This is a genomic window from Actinomycetospora sp. CA-053990, from assembly GCF_050948445.1.
In the GTDB taxonomy this organism is placed as follows: domain Bacteria; phylum Actinomycetota; class Actinomycetes; order Mycobacteriales; family Pseudonocardiaceae; genus Actinomycetospora; species Actinomycetospora callitridis.
In genome coordinates this window covers 5952637-5970399 of the sequence record NZ_CP192043.1, presented here as the reverse complement: position 1 = coordinate 5970399, position 17763 = coordinate 5952637, and the positions used below count along the sequence as shown (strand labels likewise).

The window sequence follows — 17763 nt, the reverse complement described above, 5'->3', positions numbered from 1 at the left end:
CTCGGAGGGGTGCCCGTTCCCGCCGGTCCGGCCCCTGTGAACCCCGTCCGCGAGGCGCCTCCGGCGCTCCCGCCCGTCGACCACGTCGCGCACGCCGAGGCGACCCCCGACGAGCCCCAGCCGCACGCCGCCCTCGGCCTGCGCGACGAGGAGTACGCCCGCATCCGGGAGATCCTCGGTCGCCGGCCCACCGAGGCCGAGCTCGCCATGTACTCGGTGATGTGGTCGGAGCACTGCTCCTACAAGTCCTCGAAGGTCCACCTGCGCCGCTTCGGCGAGACCACCACCGAGGCGATGCGCGCGCGCCTGCTCGCCGGCATCGGCGAGAACGCGGGCGTCGTCGACGTCGGCGACGGCTGGGCCGTCACCTTCAAGATCGAGTCGCACAACCATCCCTCCTACGTCGAGCCGCACCAGGGTGCGGCCACCGGCGTCGGCGGCATCGTCCGCGACATCATGGCCATGGGCGCACGCCCGGTGGCCGTCATGGACGGGCTGCGCGTCGGCCCGCTCGACGCCCCCGACACCGCCCGGGTGCTGCCGGGCGTCGTCTCCGGCGTCGGCTTCTACGGCAACTGCCTGGGTCTGCCCAACATCGGCGGCGAGGTCGTCTTCGACCCGAGCTACTCGGGCAACCCGCTGGTCAACGCCCTGTGCGTCGGCGTGCTGCGCCACGAGGACCTGCACCTGGCGTTCGCCTCCGGCGCCGGCAACAAGATCGTGCTCTTCGGGGCCCGGACGGGTCTCGACGGGATCGGCGGGGTCTCGGTGCTCGCGTCGGAGACCTTCGTCGAGGGCACCGGGCGCAAGAAGCTGCCCAGCGTCCAGGTCGGCGACCCGTTCGCCGAGAAGGTCCTCATCGAGTGCTGCCTCGAGCTCTTCGGCGGCGGGCTGGTCGTCGGCATCCAGGACCTCGGCGGCGCGGGGCTGTCCTGTGCGACGAGCGAGCTCGCCAGCGCCGGCGACGGCGGCATGCACGTCGACCTCGACACCGTCCCGCTGCGCGCCGAGAACATGACCGCCGCCGAGATCCTCTCCAGCGAGTCGCAGGAGCGGATGTGCGCGGTGGTCACCCCCGAGAACGTCGACGCCTTCATGGCCGTCTGCCGGCGCTGGGACGTCACGGCGACGGTGATCGGCGAGGTCACCGACGGTGACCGCCTGCGGATCACCCACCGCGGCGCGACGGTGGTCGACGTCCCGCCGCGCACCGTCGCCCACGACGGCCCGGTCTACGAGCGGCCCTACGCCCGGCCCGACTGGCAGGACGCGCTGCAGGCGGACGGCGTCGGGGGCCGCGCGCGGCCGTCGGCGCCCACCGAGCTGGCCGCCCAGGTCCGCGACCTCGTGGCGTCGCCGGCGCTCGCCGCGCGGACGTGGGTCACCGAGCAGTACGACCGCTACGTCCGCGGCAACACGACCTCCGCGACGCCCGCGGACGCCGGCGTGGTCCGCGTGGACGAGGCCAGCGGCCGCGGGGTCGCGGTGTCGATCGACGCCAACGCCCGCTTCTGCCAGCTCGACCCGCGCGCCGGCGCGCAGCTCGCCCTGGCGGAGTCGATGCGCAACGTCGCGTCCTCGGGCGCGGTCCCGGTCGCGGTCACCGACTGCCTGAACTTCGGCTCGCCCGAGGACCCGGCCGTCATGTGGCAGTTCGCGGAGGCCGTCGGGGGCCTCGCCGACGCCTGCGCGGCGCTGGGCCTGCCCGTCACCGGCGGGAACGTCAGCTTCTACAACCAGACCGGGAGCGCGGCGATCCTGCCGACGCCGGTGGTCGGCGTGCTCGGCATCCTCACCGACGTCTCGCGGTCGGTGCGCCACGGCCTCGGTCCGGAGGGCCACGCGGTCTGGCTGCTCGGCGAGACCCGCGACGAGCTCGACGGCTCGGCGTGGGCCGGCGTCGTGCACGACCACCTCGGCGGGCGGCCCCCGGAGGTCGACCTCGCCGCCGAGTCGCGCCTCGCCGCGCTCATGGCGTCGGCGGGCGCCGACGGCCTGCTCTCGGGCGCCCACGACCTCTCCGACGGCGGGCTGGCGCAGGCCCTCGTCGAGGCGTCGCTGGCCACCGGGCGCGGCGCACGGGTCACCCTGCCCCCGGCGCCGGGCCTGGACCCCGCCGCGGTCCTGTTCTCCGAGACCGGCGCGCGGATGCTCGTCACCGTCGCCCCCGGCGACGAGGCCGAGCTCGCCCGCCGCTGCGCCGACGCCGGCCAGGCGGCCGCCCGCCTCGGCGAGGTCGGCGGCGAGGTGCTCGCGATCGAGGGCGTCGACCCGCTCCCGCTCGCCGAGCTCCGCGCGCTCTCCGAGGCCACCCTCCCGGCGGCCCTCGACTGACCCGGTGTTGCAGCGAACGAGTGGTTCGCTGCTTCTACGCGCGCGAACTCCCCGTTCGCTCGCCCAGCGCCGCGACGAACGCGCGCCCGTAGCGCCGGTAGCCGCGGCCGTTGGGGTGAGCGAGGTCGGGCCCGGCCTCCCAGACCCGGATCCGGTGCGTCGCGGCCTCGAGCGCCACCGGCCGCAGCTCCGGGCGGGCAGCGACGACCTCGCGGGCGACGGCTGACAGGCGCATCCCGCGCTCGCGCACAACGCCCCGCTGCAGGTCCGGGACGTCGGCGACCAGCGCGCCCGCGGGCAGCGCGGAGCACAGGGCGTCGAGATCGCGCCGGTAGTCGTCGACGGGGACGTCCTGGGCGGCGTCGTTGGTGCCGACGGCGAGGGCGACGATCGCCGTCGGGTCGCTGAACGCCTCGGGGGGCACGACCGGGAGCTGGTCGGCGAGGACGTCGGCCGCCGTCGCCCCGACGACGCCCAGGTTCACCACGCGCACGCGGATCCCGTCGCGCGCCTCGATCGCGTCGGCCAGCCGGCCCGCCCACGACCGCTCCGGGTGCACGGCGCCGAGCCCCTGGGCCAGCGAGTCGCCGAGCGCCACGAGCAGGACGTCCCCCGGGCTGCGTCCGCGCCGGCGCCAGTAGGCGGCGTGGTCGGGCTCCATCGTCGTGGCGAGCCACAGGCGGCGGGCCTGCACGGCGGCGACACCGAGGAACCCGGCGAGGACGAGGGAGCGGACGCGCGGCACGGATCGGCACCGTAGCCGCGCGGGGTCCGGGCACCGTCCCGTGGTCAACAGCCTCCGGTCCGGCGCCCCCGCCCTCGCTACCCTGGACGACCGTGCCCCGACGAGCCCCCGACCCCGCGCAGGTGCGGGCCGACCTGCTGGCCGTCGCCGGCTGGGTCCGCGACCCCGACGGCGTCGAGCGCCCGCCGCGCCCCGCCCTCGCCGCCGCGGTGCGCTCGTCGTTGCGCACGCTGGAGCACCAGGCCCCCGGCCACTCGGTGGAAGTCCGCGTGCCGCCGTTCGGCGCGGTGCAGTGCGTCGAGGGCCCGCGCCACACCCGCGGGACGCCGCCGAACGTCGTCGAGACCGACGCGGCGACGTGGCTCGCCCTCGCGCTCGGGCTGACGACGTGGGACGCCGCGGCCGACCGCGTGACGGCGTCGGGGCACCGCGCCGCGGACATCGCGCGATGGCTCCCGGTGGTGGACGTTCATCGAACGTGTGAGAACGACTGAGCCGACCCGGTAGCACCCGTATCATCCCGATGACCGGAACGTGACCGGCACGAGCGGTGGCGGTCGACGGAGAGGGGACCGGGTGCAGCGGCCGAGCTGGGCTCCCGAGGAGATCGACGTCGACCGGCCGAGTGCGGCCCGGGTGTACGACTACTACCTCGGTGGCCTGCACAACTTCTCGGCCGACCGCGACATGGCGGCCCGCGCCGTCGCCGACTGGCCCGAGCTGCCGCGCATCATGCAGGCCAACCGGGCGTTCCTGCGGCGGGCCGTGCGCCACCTCGCCGCGCAGGGCATCGACCAGTTCCTCGACATCGGATCCGGCATCCCCACGGCCGGCAACGTCCACGAGGTCGCCCAGGCAGCGCTGGGCGAGGCCCGCGTCGTCTACGTCGACATCGACCCGGTCGCCGTCGCGCACGCCCGGGCGCTGCTCGCCGACGACCCCACCACGGGCGTCGTGGAGGCCGACTTCACCGACCCCCCGGCCGTGCTCGACGACCCGGTGACGCGCTCGCTGATCGACTTCTCCCGGCCGGTCGGGGTGCTCGTCGTCGCGCTGCTGCACTTCGTCGGCGACGACCGGCGCCCGGGCGAGGTGCTGGCCCGCTACCGCGAGGTCATGGCGCCGGGCAGCCACCTGGTCCTCAGCCACGCCAGCGCCGACGGCGCCCCGGAGCACGCGGACGAGCACCGGGCGCTCTACCGCCGCACCACGACCCCGATGACCATGCGCTCCCGCGACGAGGTCGCCGGGCTCCTCGAGGGGTTCACCCTCGTCGAGCCCGGGATCGTGTACCTCCCGCAGTGGCGTCCCGACGACCCGTCGGTGCCCTTGGAGAACCCGGAACGGTTCACCGGCCACGCCGCCGTGGGTCGTCGTGACTGAGCGTCGGACGGCGGGGCCCGCGGCCCCGGACCGCGACACGCTCGGCGCGCTCGCCGCCCGGTGGGCCGAGGAGGTCGAGGGCACGAGCTACGTGCCGATGGCCGCCGACGAGCTGCAGGAGCACCTGCTCGAGCTCGCCGGCCTGGTCGTCGAGGCCGTCCGCGCCGAGCCACCCCGCCCCGAGGTGGGCGCCGAGGTCGGCCGGCGTCTCGTCGCGGCGCACTTCACGGGGCCCTCGACGCTGGAGCGCACGGTCGTGCTGCTCGCGGAGCGGCTGCCCGCGCTCTACGGCCCCGAGGTGACGCCGGCCGTGCACGCGCTCACCGGGGCGCTCGCCGCCGGCTACGCCGCCACCCTGCGCGACCGCACCCTCGACGAGCAGGAGGCGATCCGGCGGGCCGTGCTCGTGGCGCGCCAGCACACCGAGCAGGCCCTGCACGCCAGCGAGGCCCGGTTCCGCGCGATGTTCCACGAGGCCGCGATCGGGATCGGCCTCGGCGACATGAAGGGGCGGATCCTCGAGGTCAACCCGGCCATGACGCGCATGTTCGGGCACACCGCCGACGAGTTCCGGGCGCTCACCGTCGGCGAGCTGGCCCACCCCGACGACGCCCCGGCCGTCTGGCGGCTCTACGAGCGCCTGCTGCGCGGCGAGCTGGACAACTTCCGCATCGAGAAGCGCTTCTTCCGGCGCGACGGCGAGGTGATCGTCGGGCATCTGACGCTCTCGCTGGTGCGCGACGAGGAGGGCAAGCCGTCCTACCAGCTGGCGATGCTCGAGGACGTCTCCGAGCGGCACCGCCTGCAGCAGCACCTGACCTACCAGGCCTATCACGACCCGCTGACCACGCTGGCCAACCGCGCGCGCTTCACCGAGCGCCTCGAGAAGGTCTTCGCCGACGCCGGGCCGCACTCCACGCGGCGGGTCGGGGTCTGCTACCTCGACCTCGACGGCTTCAAGACCATCAACGACAGCCTCGGCCACCACATCGGCGACCTCATGCTGCAGGAGGTGGCCCGCCGTCTCGGCGCCTGCGCCGGCGAGGGCGAGCTCGTCGCCCGCACCGGGGGCGACGAGTTCGTCGTGCTGGTCGAGGACTCCCAGGGCGTCGACCGCCTGGTGGGCCTCGCCGACCGCGTGCTCGCGGCCCTCGCCCCGCCCCTGCGCCTGGCCGGCCAGGAGCTCGCCGTCGGTGCGAGCATCGGCGTCGTCGAGCAGGCCGTCACCGACACCACCGCCAGCGAGCTCATGCGCGCGGCGGACATCACGCTCTACACGGCCAAGGCGGAGGGACGCGGCCGCTGGGCGGTGCACGACCCGGATCGCGACGAGGCCGAGACCGCGCGGTTCACGCTGTCCGCGGCCCTGCCCATGGCGGTCGCGCACGACGAGTTCTTCGTGCTCTACCAGCCGCTGGTCTCGCTGTCCGACCACCGCGTCCGCGGCGTCGAGGCGCTGGTGCGCTGGCAGCACCCCCGGCTCGGGGTGCTCTCGCCCGCGCTGTTCATCGGGCCCGCCGAGGAGACCGGCGTCATCGTGCCGCTGGGGCGCTCGGTGCTCGAGACCGCCTGCCGCGACGCCCGCGACTGGCACGCCGAGTTCGGGTCCGCGGCCCCGTTCGTCAGCGTCAACGTCGCCCCGCGCCAGCTCCACGAGCCGGGCCTGGTCGCCGAGGTGGCGGCCCTGCTCGACCGCACCGGCCTGCCCCCCGACCGCCTGCAGGTGGAGCTCACCGAGCGGGCGCTCACCACCGACGAGGGTGCCCCGCTCAAGGCCCTCGACGGGCTGCGCGCGATGGGCGTCCGGATCGCCGTCGACGACTTCGGCACCGGCTACTCCAACCTCTCCTACCTGCGCAAACTGCCCGTCGACGTGATCAAGCTCGACGGGTCGTTCGGCGAGGGTCTGCGGGAGGAAGAGCTCTACGACGAGGTCGACGAGCGGATCGTCGGGACGCTGGTCGACCTCGGTCACGCGCTGGACCTGACGGTCACCGCCGAGGGGGTCGAGACCGCGGCGCAGGCCGCGCGGCTGCGCGAGCTCGGGTGCGACGAGGGCCAGGGCTGGCTGTTCGCGCCCGCCCTGCCCGCCGGGGACGTCGCCACGATGCTGCGGCGCGGGGAGCCGCTGGGCGAACTGACCACCGCCTCACCGTCGAGGCCGGCCGGTCTGAGAGCGGGATCGCGTCCCCGACGGCGCGCGGGGCCCCGCCGGGACGGTCGGGGCGCGTAGGGTTGGCAGCGGCACGACTCGTGGCATCACCGTCGACAAGGAGCCGTCCCGGTGGACCCAGCCGGACCTGATTCACGGCCCACGTCATCCACCTCGACACCCCCCGAGGCCCCCGCGTACGACGAGGGGCCCAAGGAGGAGTGCGGCGTCTTCGGCGTCTGGGCGCCCGGCGAGGAGGTCTCGAAGCTCACCTACTTCGGGCTCTTCGCCCTGCAGCACCGCGGCCAGGAGGCCGCGGGCATGGCCGTCAGCGACGGTCGTCAGATCGTCGTCTTCAAGGACCTCGGGCTGGTCAGCCAGGTCTTCGACGAGCAGACGCTCTCGTCCCTGCGCGGCCACCTCGCCGTGGGCCACACCCGGTACTCGACGACGGGCTCCCCCACCTGGGAGAACGCCCAGCCGACGTTCCGCACCACCGCGGCAGGCACCGGCCTCGCGCTGGGGCACAACGGCAACCTCGTCAACACCGCCGAGCTGGTGCGGCGTCGCGACGCCGCCCTCGCGGTGAACGGCGGCCCGCGCAACGGGCACGGCGGTGGCAACCGGCGGTCGTCGACCCTCGTCGGCGCCACCACCGACTCCGACGTCGTGACGGGCCTGCTCGCCGACTCGGCGGCCGACCTGGGGGTCGAGGAGGCGGCGCTGCGCCTGCTGCCCGACCTGCAGGGCGCCTTCAGCATCGCCTTCTGCGACGAGACCACGCTCTACGCCGCCCGCGACCGCCACGGCGTGCGCCCGCTCGTGCTGGGCCGTCTCGACCGCGGCTGGGTCGTCGCTTCCGAGACCGCCGCCCTCGACATCGTCGGGGCGTCGTTCGTCCGCGAGGTCGAGCCCGGCGAGCTCATCGCCATCGACGCCGAGGGCCTGCGCAGCTCGCGGTTCGCCGCGCCGGAGCCCAAGGGCTGCATCTTCGAGTACGTCTACCTCGCCCGCCCGGACACCTCGATCTCCGGCCGTGGCGTGCACTCGGCGCGCGTCGAGATCGGGCGCCGTCTCGCCGACGAGCACCCGTCGGACGCGGACCTCGTCATCCCCGTGCCCGAGTCCGGGACCCCTGCGGCGATCGGCTACGCCGAGCGCTCCGGCATCCCCTACGGCCAGGGCCTGGTCAAGAACGCCTACGTGGGCCGCACGTTCATCCAGCCCTCGCAGACCATCCGCCAGCTGGGCATCCGGCTCAAGCTCAATCCGCTGCGCGAGGTCATCCGGGGCAAGCGCCTCGTCGTCGTCGACGACTCGATCGTCCGCGGCAACACCCAGCGCTCGCTCGTCCGGATGCTGCGTGAGGCCGGCGCGCTCGAGGTGCACGTCCGCATCGCGAGCCCGCCCGTGCGCTGGCCCTGCTTCTACGGCATCGACTTCGCGTCGCGGGCCGAGCTCATCGCCAACGGCCTCGACGACGAGGGCGTGCGCCGGTCCGTCGGCGCCGACAGCCTGGGCTACATCTCGCAGGACGGCCTCATCGCGGCCACCGACCAGCCGCGTTCGCGGCTGTGCACGGCGTGCTTCTCCGGGGAGTACCCGATCCCGCTGCCGGACGAGGCCATGGTCGGCAAGCACCTGCTCGAGGACGTCACCGGCGCGAGCTGCGGCGACGGCGGCTCGGGCGGCCCCGTCGTGTTCGAGCACGGGCGCTCGAACGGCACCGGGATGCCGCTCGGGACGCCGGGATACGGTGCCGAGGACGCGCTCAGCCGTCCCTGACGGCTCTCACCCCCGCCTACTCCCGCCTTGCGAGGAACTCCACCGATGACCCACGCCCCCGACGACACGGCCCCCGAGCTCGCGGGCCAGCAGGCCAGTTACGCGGCCGCCGGGGTCGACGTCGAGGCGGGGGAGCGGGCCGTCGACCGTCTCAAGCCGCTCGCGAAGTCGACCTCGCGCCCCGAGGTGCTCGGCGGCATCGGCGGCTTCGCGGGCCTGTTCGCGCTGCGCACCGGCAAGTACCGCGAGCCCGTGCTCGCCGCGTCCACCGACGGCGTCGGCACCAAGCTCGCCGTCGCCCAGGCCGCCGACCGCCACGACACCGTGGGTCGCGACCTCGTGGCCATGGTCGTCGACGACCTCGTCGTCTGCGGCGCCGAGCCGCTGTTCCTGCAGGACTACCTCGCCATCGGGAAGCTCGTGCCCGAGAAGGTCGAGAAGATCGTCTCGGGCGTCGCCGAGGGGTGCCGGCTCGCCGGCTGCGCCCTGCTCGGCGGCGAGACGGCCGAGCACCCCGGCGTCATGGAGCCGCACCACTACGACCTCTCGGCCACGGGCGTCGGGATCGTCGAGGCGGACGGGATGCTCGGGCCCGACCGCGTGCGCCCCGGCGACGCCGTGGTGGCCATGGGCTCGTCCGGCCTGCACTCCAACGGTTACTCACTGGCCCGCCAGGTGCTGCTGGAGATCGGGCGGATGTCGCTGGACGGGCATGTCGAGGAGTTCGGCCGCACGCTCGCCGACGAGCTGCTCGAGCCCACCCGCATCTACGCGCGCGACTGCCTGGCCGTCGCCGCGGAGACCGACGTGCGCACGTTCGCCCACGTCACCGGCGGCGGCCTGTGCGCCAACCTGGCCCGCGTGCTGCCGGCCGGCCTGACCGCCGAGCTCGACCGGTCGAGCTGGACCCCGGCCCCGGTGTTCAAGCTCATCGCCTCGCGCGGCCGCGTCACCCGCGACGAGATGGAGCGCACCTTCAACATGGGCGTCGGAATGATCGCCGTGCTGCCGCCCGACGACGTCGACCGCGCCATGGCCGTCCTCACGGCCAAGCACGTGCCGTCGTGGGTGATCGGCGAGGTGCGGGCCACCAGCGAGGCCGACGGCGGGGCGCCCGACGCCGGACACGCCCTCCTGCGCGGGGATCACCCCCGCTTCTGAGGCTCAGTCGGGCATGAGCTCCGAGTGGAGCTTGAGCACCGTCTGGCCGTTCGACTGCTCCAGCACGTAGGCCGGGTTGTCGTCGGTGCCGTTGCGGGTCTTCTTCTTGCCGTCGATGGTGCGCTCGACGCGCTCGGTGTGGACCTCCGAGACGGTGGCCTCGGCCTGGCCCTGACCCCAGTTCCACTTGACGTCGTCGCCCTTGCTGAACGCCTTCGTCACGCTCGCTCCTCGCGCGCCGGGCCGCTCGTGGTCGAGCGGTCGTTGCGCGCGGTTACCCGCCCGGGCGGCGGTGAAGCGTGCCGTCCGGAGCGGGTCGAACCGTGGTGTGGCCGTGTGTCCGGCCGGCGACGATCGACGGTCCTACTGAGCCGTCAACGCTCGTCGTAGCTGTACTCGCCCCAGCGTGCGTCGACCTGCTCGTCGTCGTCGGAGCGTCGGGCGGCGAACCGGTCGTCGCCGCTGCCCAGTTCCTGCTGCAGCGCGTCGAAGTCCGTGTTCGGGGAGCTGTACTTGAGCTCTCGGGCCACCTTCGTCTGCTTGGCCTTGGCTCGTCCGCGTCCCATGTCTGGACCCCCTCGCACAGGGCGGGGGCGGCCGGAGCATCTCCGGCGGCCCCCTGAAATCTGAGGTAACTCTCGTACTCACGACAATACCGTGTGTCCGATCGGGGTCGCGACGTGACATGGCACGATCGGCGGCCGTGCCCGCCCCCTTCGTCTGCTACCTGCGCGTCTACGAGCCGTTGGGGGCGTTGAAGGCCCCGTTGGCCGCGCGGGTGCGGGCCGGACTGGCCCGCGGGGCGGTACCGGTGGTCGACGCGGGCCGTCGCGACCGCGAAGTGTGTCTCCGCGCACAGTTGGCCGTGCCCTCGCGGCTGCTGCCGGGCGAGCGTGCCGACGGCACCCCGCTCGACGGCCCGGCTGACGTGCTGCTCGCGGAGGGACCCGGCGGCACGGGGGCGAGCCGGTCGGGCCGAAGACGCTGGTCTGCCCGCTCGAGACGCGCCCGCGGGCCGCGGCGGCGCTCGTCGGGTTCCTCACCAGCGAGGCGCCGATCCTGCGCGCGGCGGCGCTCGCCACCGAGGAGTCGGCGGTCCGCTCGCGCGCCGAGTCCGCCGTCGCGGAGCTCGGGGAGTCCGCGACCCACATCGTGTCGGCCAACTGGACGGTCCCGCTGCCGTGGTTCGCGCTGGTGGACCCCGCCGAGCGGATCCTGGTCCTGCCCAGCGACGACGCCGTGACCGCGCCCGAGGCGCCCGCCCGTCGCTGCTACTGGCGCGTGCCGATCGGCGACGCACTGACGCGGGCGGACGCGGCCGCCGACCTGCTCACGGAGACGCTCGGGGACGACGGCCCCGCGGAGGTCCTGCGCGACACCGCGCGGTGGCTGCGGCACTTCGACCCGGGCTCGCTGGTCGAGCTCGACTACGGCGGCCTCGTGACGCTCATGGACGACCAGACCCTCGCCGCGGACACCTCGGCCGAGGACGTCACCGAGGCCCTCGAGGCGCTGCGGGGCGGCGACGCCGAACGGGCGATGGCGAGCTACCGGCGCCTGCGGGACTTCTGGGCGGGCCGTGCGGCCCACTCGCGCGCGAATTAGCTACTGCATCTCTTTGCGCAGCAGGTCGTCCACCGACGCCGAGCCGTCGCGGTAGCGCCGGCCGAGCTCGTCGTTGCAGGCGTCCATGACCTGCTGGACCATGCTGCGGTGCTCGGAGACCGAGCGCTCCTCCTCCGCGTACGCGGTGGCGGCGGCCGTGAGGTCGTCGTCGGAGAGGGTCGCGACGTCGGAGAGGCCGGTGTCGGCGAGCAGCGCCTCGACGTGCCGGCGGTGCGACTCGGCCCGCGAGGGCTGCACCGTGTGGTGACGCCCGCGGCCCGCGGACGGGCCGAGCGCGTTGTCGGCGAGAATCCGCGGGAGCTCGTCGACGAGCGACGGACCCTCCTCGCCCTCGGCGGCGGCCGCTCGACGTCGCTGCTCGAACCGGACGATGTCCATGCGCGCGTGCAGGAGCCGGCGCAGGTAGGAGAGGTCGGTCTCCTCCTGCGCCGCGTCATCGCGCTTGGCCCGGGCGTCGTCCATCGGGCACGTCGCCAGGTCGGCGAGGAAGGCGGGGTCGAGCACGCGGTCGAGGCGTCGGCGACCGCCCTGCCGGAACTCGATCATGGCTTCACATCGTGCGCGACCAGGGGGTCCGCTGTCACGCGGCAGGCGGGTCGGCGCGTCGAGAGGTGCGTGCGGCGCGTGCGCCGGTCGGCGACGGGCTCGGTCCTCACCCGAACGTCGGCACCGGCGCCCGGCGGCCGAGGACCCCGGCCAGCCAGGCGGGGTCGACGTTGCCGCCGCTGACCACCGCGACCGTGCTCCGGGCGCGGTCGTCGGGTGGCAGGGCGAGCCATCCCGCGGTCGCGACGGCCCCGCTCGCCTCGCAGGGCACGCCGGCGGCGTGCAGCCCGCGGGTGGCGTCGGCGATGGCGTCCTCGTCGACGGTGACGACGTCGGCGACCAGGTCGCGCACGTGCGGCCAGGTGAGCTCGCCCAGCGCGGTGGAGCGCAGCCCGTCGGCGGCCGTGCGGGCCACCTGCTCGCGCGGCCAGCGCTGCCGCTCGCCGGCGTGCCAGCTGGCCGCGGCGTCGCCCGCGAGGGACGGCTCGGCGCCGATCACGCGCACCCCGGAGCCGCGGAGCGCGGCGGCGATCCCGCTGATCAGCCCGCCGCCGCCGATCGGCACCACGACCTGCTCCACGCCCGCGCGGTCGGCGAGGATCTCGGCGCCGACGGTGCCCTGACCGGCGATGATGTCGGGGTGGTCGTAGGGCGGGATCAGCGTCCCGCCGGTCTCCGCGACCGCGGCGTCGGCGGCCGACTCGCGCTCGTCGGCCGGGACGCGCACCAGCCGGGCGCCGAGCGCGGCCATGGCCTCGACCTTGGCCTCGACCGCGTCGTCCGGCACGACCACGGTGCACGGGACGCCGAGGCGCCGCGCGACCCAGGCCAGTGCGCGCCCGTGGTTGCCCGAGGAGTGGGTGACGAGGCCGGCCGTCCGGCGCTCGGGCGCGACGCGGCTCGCGGCGTGGAAGGCCCCGCGCAGCTTGAACGCGCCGATCGGCTGGAGGTCCTCGCGCTTCACCGCGAAGCCGGGCGCGAGCTCCTGCACCGGCGTCCGCGCCGCGACGCCCTCGAGCACCGCGGCGGCCGCGGCGACGTCGGACGGCCCGAGCAACCTCACCCCTGCAGGCGGCGCATCGCCGCGCGGCCGGGCGGCTCGCCGGTGTCCGGCGGGATCGAGTCCGGGTCGACGGCGGCCGGGCCGGGCACCTGCTGGTCGCCCTCAGTTGCGACCCACAGCGGGGTGTCCGCGGACGCGGCGGCGACGGCCGAACGCTTGAGCAGGGCCAGCGCGACGGTGCCGAGCTCGTGGTGGCGCACCGCGCTGCCGATGCGCCCGACCGACCGGCCGCCCTCGGCGGCGAGCACGGGCGTGCCGGGCGGGGGCAGCGGGTCGTCCCCGGCCTGCAGGTGCAGCAGCACCAGCTGGCGGGGCGGGCGCCCCAGGTTCGCGACGCGCGAGACCGTCTCCTGGCCCCGGTAGCAGCCCTTGTGCAGATGGACCGCGCCGCCGATCCATCCCATCTCGTGGGGGATGGCGCGCTCGTCGGTGTCGACGCCGAGGCGCGGGCGGACGGCGCCGACCCGCAATGCCTCGAACGCGTCGTGCCCGGCGGGCCGGGCGCCCGCGCCGCGCAGCCGCGACCACCAGGAGCCGAGCTCGGCGCGCGGGACGATCAGGTCGACGGCCGCCTCGGGACCCGGCCCGGGCCACGGCATGCGCCGGACGACACCGCCGTCGGGCAGCGCCGACGACGCGTGGTCGCCGTGCGGGGCGACGACGCCGGCGGCGGTGAGCACCTCGTCGATCTCGGGGCCGACCAGCGACAGGACCGCCCAGTCGGCCGACTCGTCGGCCACGGTGACCTGCGACCAGAAGCGCATCCGGTCCAGGTACTCGGCCAGCGGGGCGGCGCGGCCGGGCTCGACGTCGAACCACACGGTGTCGTCGACGTGGGCGAGCACCGCGTGGTGCTCGACGCGGCCCTGCGCGTCGAGGACCAGTGCCTCGGTGCCGGCGCCCTCGCCGAGGTCGGCGACCTGCTGGGTCAGCAGCAGGTGCAGCCAGCTCAGACGCTCCGGACCGGAGACGCGCACGACGCCGCGGTGGGAGCGGTCGACGACGCCGGCGCGGCGGATCAGCGCGCGCTGCTCGCCGAACGGGTCGCCGTAGTGGGCGGGGACGGCGGCGTCGGGGCCACCGTCGGTGCCACCGTCGGGGCCCTCGTCGCCGTCGGGACCCATCGGGGGCTGCGGGGCGACTGCGCCCGGCTCGTCGAAGGTCGGGGACGGGGTCAGGGGATCGGTCACTACGCGTCCTTCGCGAGCTCGGCGTCGGCGCGGTCGGCGCACGCCCGGCAGGTGCCGGACAGCGCGACGTGGGTGGCGTCCAGGCGGAAGCCGTGCGACGCGCGCAGCGACTCCGCCAGGGCCTCCAGCGCGTCGACATCGATCTCGTCGACCGCGCCGCAGTGATGGCAGACCAGGTGGACGTGCTCGTGCTCGGACGTCGCGTACGTCGGCGCGCCGTGCCCGAGGTGGGTGTGCTTCACGACGCCGAGCTGCTCCAGCAGGTCCAGCGTGCGGTACACCGTGGTGATGTTCACCGCGGGCGCCGTCTCCTGCACCCGCGTACAGACGGCTTCCGGCGTCGCGTGGCCCAGCTCGATGACCGCGTCGAGCACCAGCTGGCGCTGCGGGGTCATGCGCAGGCCACGGCGGTGCAGCGTCTGCCGCAGTTCGGTGTCCACCCGCTCGATGGTAGGCCTCGGACGCGACGAGAACCCCCGGGTGGGCGGGGGGCGGCTCCGTGCGTCGGCGGGCGGCGGTCCCTACGATCGGGAGGGTTCTGCGCCCGACACCCGGCGCGCTCCGTGGACCCCGGCTGCAGGCAGGTGACGATGACGACCGGTGAGCAGGGACGCACACCGCCCGACGCCGAGCACTATCTGGACTTGTCCGGCATCGAGGAGGACAGTCCCGGCCCGCACTTCGACGTCGTGCTGCGGGGATACGACCGACGGCAGGTCGACGAGCACGTCGCCGGCCTCCGGCGGATGAACGCCCAGCTCCGTGCCCAGCTCGCCGTGCGCGAGCGCCGGCGCAGCGCCGCCCCCGAGGCGCCGGCGTCCTCCGGGCTGGAGGGCCGGGTCTCGGACACCATCCCCGAGGCGCGCCGCGCTCCTGGCGCGGACCAGCACGAGTCCGGCGACGGGGCGCCCGGCAGCCCCGACATGGTCGGCGCCTTCAACGACCGGCTGCGCGGCATCCTGCAGGCCGCGGAGCAGGAGGCGCAGCTCGTGCGCAGCAAGGCCGCCGAGTCGCTGCTCGCCGAGCACGCCGAGTCGCGCGCCGCCCTCGCGGAGCTGCGCGCGCAGCGTGACGCGGTGGTCGACGAGCTCGTCCGCCTGCGCGGGCGGCTCGACGACATCGTCTCCGGCCCGACGCGCCCCTCCGCGGCGCCGCCCCGTCCCGGGCCCGCGGGGCCGTGGCGCGGTCCCGCCCGGCCGCCCGGTCCCCCGCACCCGGGGCACCGGCCGCCCGGGCCGTACGGCGGGCCTCCGGCGTTCGCGCCCGGCTCGCTGGACCAGCCGACCATGCATCCCGTCGCCCACCCGGTCGACGCCGACGCGACCGCGGCGGACACCGTGTCGGTCGACGCCGCCGCCGAGCCCGACGGCACCGATGGCACGGCCGCCGCCGGCGAGTCGGCGACTCCCGACTCCCAGGTCGACGTCACGGAGGGCACCCAGCCCGCCGCCAGTGCGGCCCGCCCGGCGCCGTCCTCGCCGGAGCGTGCGGCAGACGGGTGACGGGTCTGACCTTCCGCTAGACCGTCGGTGACCGGATGACGCCGCGTCCCGCGGCCGGACGGCGTACCGTGGCCACCCATGCGCGTGCTCGAGTCCCCGATCACGTGGATCGTGGTCGCGGCCGTCCTGCTGGTCGTGGCGATCGTGCTCATCGTGGTGTCGTCGGTCCGGCGCCGCCGTGCCCGTCGGGCGGCCGCCGCCGCGGCGTGGCCGCCCCCGGCGCTCGAATCGGGGCGCCCGGACCCCGAAGCGGCGTGGAGCGACCCGGCCACGGCTCGCCGGCGCCCGCCGGCAGGGACAGGTACCGCGGGCTCGCCGGTGTCGAACCTGGACGACGCGCCGGACGCGACGGCCCCGGCGACGTACTCGGACCCGCCGACCGATCCCCTCGACGTGGGCGCGGTGCGGGCGGCTCTCGCCGAGCCGAGCCCCGGGTCCACGGCCGACGACACCCCGCCCGCGGAACCGCACCGCCCCCGGCACGCGGCGGCGGCGGACGGCGAGGCCGGCTCTGACACCGAGTCGGCCAAGGACCGGCTGCTCGCGGTGCTCCTCGGGGATCCCCAGGCCGCGGTGGCGGCCCTCGCCGCCGTGGACACCGACGCCGGCACGTCGGCCTCCGACGGCGACGTCACGGCCCTGCTGCGGGCCGGGCTGAGCCCGAGCCAGGTCGCCCGCCTGGTCGGGGTGGACGAGTCACGGCTCGCGGCGCTCGTGGCCCGGCGCCTGGGGCTGCTCCCCGACGATCAGGCCCCGAGCGGCACGAACCGCACCGACGAGCCGGGCCGGAGCTGGGCGAACGCCGGCAGCTCGGCCGGCTCCACGACGCCGACCACGGGATAGCCCCCGGTCGTCGGGTGGTCGGCGAGGAAGACCACCGGCTGCCCGTCCGGCGGCACCTGCACCGCGCCGCCGACCAGGCCCTCACTGCGCAGCTCCACGCCCCGGAGCGCCTCGGCCCGCTCGAGCGCGGGGCCCTCCAGGCGCACCCCGACCCGGTCGCTCGTCGAGCCCACCGTCCACGTGCCGGCGCGCAGCCGGCCCACGGGGTCGTCGACCCACTCCGCGCGCGGCCCCAGGTGCAGGCGGATCACGACGGCGTCCGGCGCCGCGGACACGCCGATCGCCCCGGTGCCGACGGACGGGGTGGACGTGGGCGAACCGAGCGGCAGCCGCGTGCCGACCTCCAGCGGCGCCGGCCCGAGACCGGAGAGCGTGTCGGCGCTGCGGCTCCCGAGGACGGGTTCGACCGCCACGCCGCCGCCGACGGCGAGGTAGCCGCGCAGGCCGCTGGTCGGCGCGGGCACGACGAGGACGTCGCCGGCGTGCACGTGGACGGGCTGGTGCGACGCCGTCACGCGCTCGCGGCCCCGGTCCGCACGACCAACCCTCCGGGCGGGCCCGTGAGCGCGACCGTCGTCGCCTCGGTGGCCCGCAGCGCGAGCCCGCCGAGCAGGATCTCCAGCCCGGCGGCCTCCGGCGGGTTGCCGACGAGCCGCTGCGCCAGCGCGTGCGCGGGTCCGTCCAGGGCGCCGGCCGGCGGGACGCCGATGTGGGCCCACCCGGGCCGTCCACGGTCCACCACGAGGGCGCGGGGACCGACCTCGGTGACGACGAGCTCCCGGGTCATGTGCTCCCCGCGTCCCGGAAGCGCACCGTCGTCCCCGGCACCAGCAGCGCGGGCGGGTCGCGGTCGGGGTCGAACAGGGTCGGCGCGTCGTCGGCCAGCCGCCCCAGCAGCCGCCAGCCACCGGGCGACGTGCGGGGGTAGACGCCGCCGAACTCGCCGGCCACCCCCACGGAGCCGGACGGGATGCGCGGGCGCGGGGTGTCCAGACGCGGCTGCTGCAGCGCCTCGGGGAGCCCGGCGAGGTAGGCGAAGCCGGGGGCGAAGCCGCCGAAGGCCACCGTGAGCGTGGCGCCGGTGTGCAGCTCGACCACCTCGTCCACCGAGCAGCCGGCGTCCCGGGCGACCAGCTCGAGGTCCTCGCCGTCGTAGTGCACCGGCAGCTCCACGCTGCCCGCGTCGCGGTCGCCGCGCGGGGCCGTGGTGTCGATCCGCTCGAGCAGCGCCCGGACCGCGGGCAGGGCCTCACGGGCGCCCGGGGCCGTCACCAGCACCGTCCGGGCCGCGGGGACGACGTCGACGACGCCGGGCAGCTCGCCGCGTGTCAGGGCGTCGCGCAGGGCCGCGCCGACCGCGTCCACGGCGGCGAGCCCGTCGAGGTCGACGAGCAGCGCCTCGGGACCGACGGGCCGGACGTCCACGAGCGGGG

General features: G+C 75.8%; 19 protein-coding genes. 9 read left to right on the top strand and 10 right to left on the bottom strand.

Annotation, left to right across the window (positions count from 1 at the left end; all coding sequences use genetic code 11):
• Positions 1–36: 36 nt before the first annotated feature.
• A complete protein-coding gene (gene purL / locus ACQPYN_RS30395) occupies positions 37–2334 on the top strand; it encodes a phosphoribosylformylglycinamidine synthase subunit PurL (RefSeq protein ID WP_433039133.1) in 2298 nt (765 codons plus the stop codon).
• A gap of 34 nt (positions 2335–2368) precedes the next feature.
• Here purL and ACQPYN_RS30390 read toward each other — a convergent pair whose 3' ends face one another.
• Positions 2369–3079 (bottom strand): SGNH/GDSL hydrolase family protein, encoded by a 711-nt coding sequence (locus ACQPYN_RS30390; protein WP_433030831.1) that lies wholly within the window; start codon positions 3077–3079, stop codon positions 2369–2371.
• A gap of 92 nt (positions 3080–3171) precedes the next feature.
• Here ACQPYN_RS30390 and ACQPYN_RS30385 point away from each other — a divergent pair, with 92 nt between their 5' ends.
• The 5 genes from ACQPYN_RS30385 to purM all read left to right on the top strand — a co-directional run bounded on the left by ACQPYN_RS30385 (position 3172) and on the right by purM (position 9560).
• A complete protein-coding gene (locus tag ACQPYN_RS30385) occupies positions 3172–3573 on the top strand; it encodes a sterol carrier family protein (RefSeq protein ID WP_433030829.1) in 402 nt (133 codons plus the stop codon).
• An 82-nt stretch (positions 3574–3655) separates the two neighbouring features.
• Entirely contained in the window at positions 3656–4462 is an 807-nt protein-coding gene (locus ACQPYN_RS30380) for an SAM-dependent methyltransferase (protein WP_433030826.1), read from the top strand.
• Positions 4455–6695, top strand: a complete 2241-nt coding sequence (locus ACQPYN_RS30375) for a putative bifunctional diguanylate cyclase/phosphodiesterase (RefSeq protein ID WP_433030823.1) — start codon at positions 4455–4457, stop codon at positions 6693–6695. The genes ACQPYN_RS30380 and ACQPYN_RS30375 overlap by 8 nt, the downstream gene beginning before the upstream one ends.
• Before the next feature lie 51 nt (positions 6696–6746).
• A complete protein-coding gene (gene purF / locus ACQPYN_RS30370) occupies positions 6747–8399 on the top strand; it encodes an amidophosphoribosyltransferase (protein WP_433030820.1) in 1653 nt (550 codons plus the stop codon).
• A 45-nt stretch (positions 8400–8444) separates the two neighbouring features.
• The gene (gene purM, locus ACQPYN_RS30365) at positions 8445–9560 is read left to right on the top strand and encodes a phosphoribosylformylglycinamidine cyclo-ligase (protein WP_433030817.1); all 1116 of its coding nucleotides are present in this window, start codon (positions 8445–8447) and stop codon (positions 9558–9560) included.
• A 3-nt stretch (positions 9561–9563) separates the two neighbouring features.
• Here the strand turns inward: purM and ACQPYN_RS30360 are convergent, their stop codons facing one another.
• Entirely contained in the window at positions 9564–9782 is a 219-nt protein-coding gene (locus ACQPYN_RS30360) for a DUF2945 domain-containing protein (RefSeq protein ID WP_433030814.1), read from the bottom strand.
• A 152-nt stretch (positions 9783–9934) separates the two neighbouring features.
• Positions 9935–10126 carry a DUF3073 domain-containing protein gene (locus ACQPYN_RS30355; RefSeq protein ID WP_274188761.1) on the bottom strand — a complete coding sequence of 64 codons (192 nt, stop codon included), beginning with the start codon at positions 10124–10126 and terminating at the stop codon, positions 9935–9937.
• 586 nt (positions 10127–10712) lie between these two features.
• Here ACQPYN_RS30355 and ACQPYN_RS30350 point away from each other — a divergent pair.
• Positions 10713–11165 carry a hypothetical protein gene (locus ACQPYN_RS30350; protein ID WP_433030811.1) on the top strand — a complete coding sequence of 151 codons (453 nt, stop codon included), beginning with the start codon at positions 10713–10715 and terminating at the stop codon, positions 11163–11165.
• Here the strand turns inward: ACQPYN_RS30350 and ACQPYN_RS30345 are convergent, their stop codons facing one another.
• The 4 genes from ACQPYN_RS30345 to ACQPYN_RS30330 form a co-directional block, all read right to left on the bottom strand.
• Complete coding sequence (locus tag ACQPYN_RS30345) at positions 11166–11732, bottom strand: RsiG family protein (RefSeq protein WP_433030808.1); 567 nt, start codon at positions 11730–11732, stop codon at positions 11166–11168.
• Positions 11733–11838: 106 nt separating this feature from the next.
• Positions 11839–12795: a threonine ammonia-lyase gene (locus ACQPYN_RS30340; protein ID WP_433030805.1), complete on the bottom strand. Its 957-nt coding sequence runs from the start codon at positions 12793–12795 to the stop codon at positions 11839–11841.
• Positions 12792–13919, bottom strand: coding sequence for a YgfZ/GcvT domain-containing protein (locus ACQPYN_RS30335; protein ID WP_433039131.1), 1128 nt, complete (start codon positions 13917–13919; stop codon positions 12792–12794). Before ACQPYN_RS30335 ends, ACQPYN_RS30340 begins: the two co-directional genes overlap by 4 nt.
• A gap of 65 nt (positions 13920–13984) precedes the next feature.
• Positions 13985–14425: a Fur family transcriptional regulator gene (locus ACQPYN_RS30330; RefSeq protein ID WP_433030802.1), complete on the bottom strand. Its 441-nt coding sequence runs from the start codon at positions 14423–14425 to the stop codon at positions 13985–13987.
• Positions 14426–14575: 150 nt separating this feature from the next.
• Between ACQPYN_RS30330 and ACQPYN_RS30325 the strand changes: the two genes are divergently transcribed.
• Together ACQPYN_RS30325 and ACQPYN_RS30320 are read left to right on the top strand one after the other, a co-directional pair.
• Positions 14576–15487 carry a hypothetical protein gene (locus tag ACQPYN_RS30325; RefSeq protein WP_433030799.1) on the top strand — a complete coding sequence of 304 codons (912 nt, stop codon included), beginning with the start codon at positions 14576–14578 and terminating at the stop codon, positions 15485–15487.
• A 78-nt stretch (positions 15488–15565) separates the two neighbouring features.
• A complete protein-coding gene (locus ACQPYN_RS30320) occupies positions 15566–16330 on the top strand; it encodes a hypothetical protein (protein WP_433030796.1) in 765 nt (254 codons plus the stop codon).
• Here the strand turns inward: ACQPYN_RS30320 and ACQPYN_RS30315 are convergent.
• From ACQPYN_RS30315 to ACQPYN_RS30305, 3 genes are read right to left on the bottom strand one after another with little or no spacing between them, the layout of a single operon-like run.
• Entirely contained in the window at positions 16234–16845 is a 612-nt protein-coding gene (locus ACQPYN_RS30315) for a biotin-dependent carboxyltransferase family protein (RefSeq protein ID WP_433030793.1), read from the bottom strand. The two genes, ACQPYN_RS30320 and ACQPYN_RS30315, sit on opposite strands and share 97 nt — an antisense overlap.
• Positions 16842–17117, bottom strand: coding sequence for a hypothetical protein (locus ACQPYN_RS30310; protein WP_433030790.1), 276 nt, complete (start codon positions 17115–17117; stop codon positions 16842–16844). The genes ACQPYN_RS30315 and ACQPYN_RS30310 overlap by 4 nt, the downstream gene beginning before the upstream one ends.
• Positions 17114–17755 carry a 5-oxoprolinase subunit B family protein gene (locus ACQPYN_RS30305; RefSeq protein WP_433030787.1) on the bottom strand — a complete coding sequence of 214 codons (642 nt, stop codon included), beginning with the start codon at positions 17753–17755 and terminating at the stop codon, positions 17114–17116. Before ACQPYN_RS30305 ends, ACQPYN_RS30310 begins: the two co-directional genes overlap by 4 nt.
• Between the last annotated feature and the right edge of the window lie 8 nt (positions 17756–17763).

Bases quoted from the DNA above. Each gene is read 5' to 3' on its own strand.
- purM (WP_433030817.1), top strand. From the start codon at position 8,445: ATGACCCACGCCCCCGACGACACGGCCCCCGAGCTCGCGGGCCAGCAG.
- ACQPYN_RS30355 (WP_274188761.1), bottom strand. From the start codon at position 10,126: ATGGGACGCGGACGAGCCAAGGCCAAGCAGACGAAGGTGGCCCGAGAG.
- ACQPYN_RS30345 (WP_433030808.1), bottom strand. From the start codon at position 11,732: ATGATCGAGTTCCGGCAGGGCGGTCGCCGACGCCTCGACCGCGTGCTC.
- ACQPYN_RS30335 (WP_433039131.1), bottom strand. From the start codon at position 13,919: ATGGGTCCCGACGGCGACGAGGGCCCCGACGGTGGCACCGACGGTGGC.
- ACQPYN_RS30325 (WP_433030799.1), top strand. From the start codon at position 14,576: ATGACGACCGGTGAGCAGGGACGCACACCGCCCGACGCCGAGCACTAT.
- ACQPYN_RS30320 (WP_433030796.1), top strand. From the start codon at position 15,566: ATGCGCGTGCTCGAGTCCCCGATCACGTGGATCGTGGTCGCGGCCGTC.
- ACQPYN_RS30310 (WP_433030790.1), bottom strand. From the start codon at position 17,117: ATGACCCGGGAGCTCGTCGTCACCGAGGTCGGTCCCCGCGCCCTCGTG.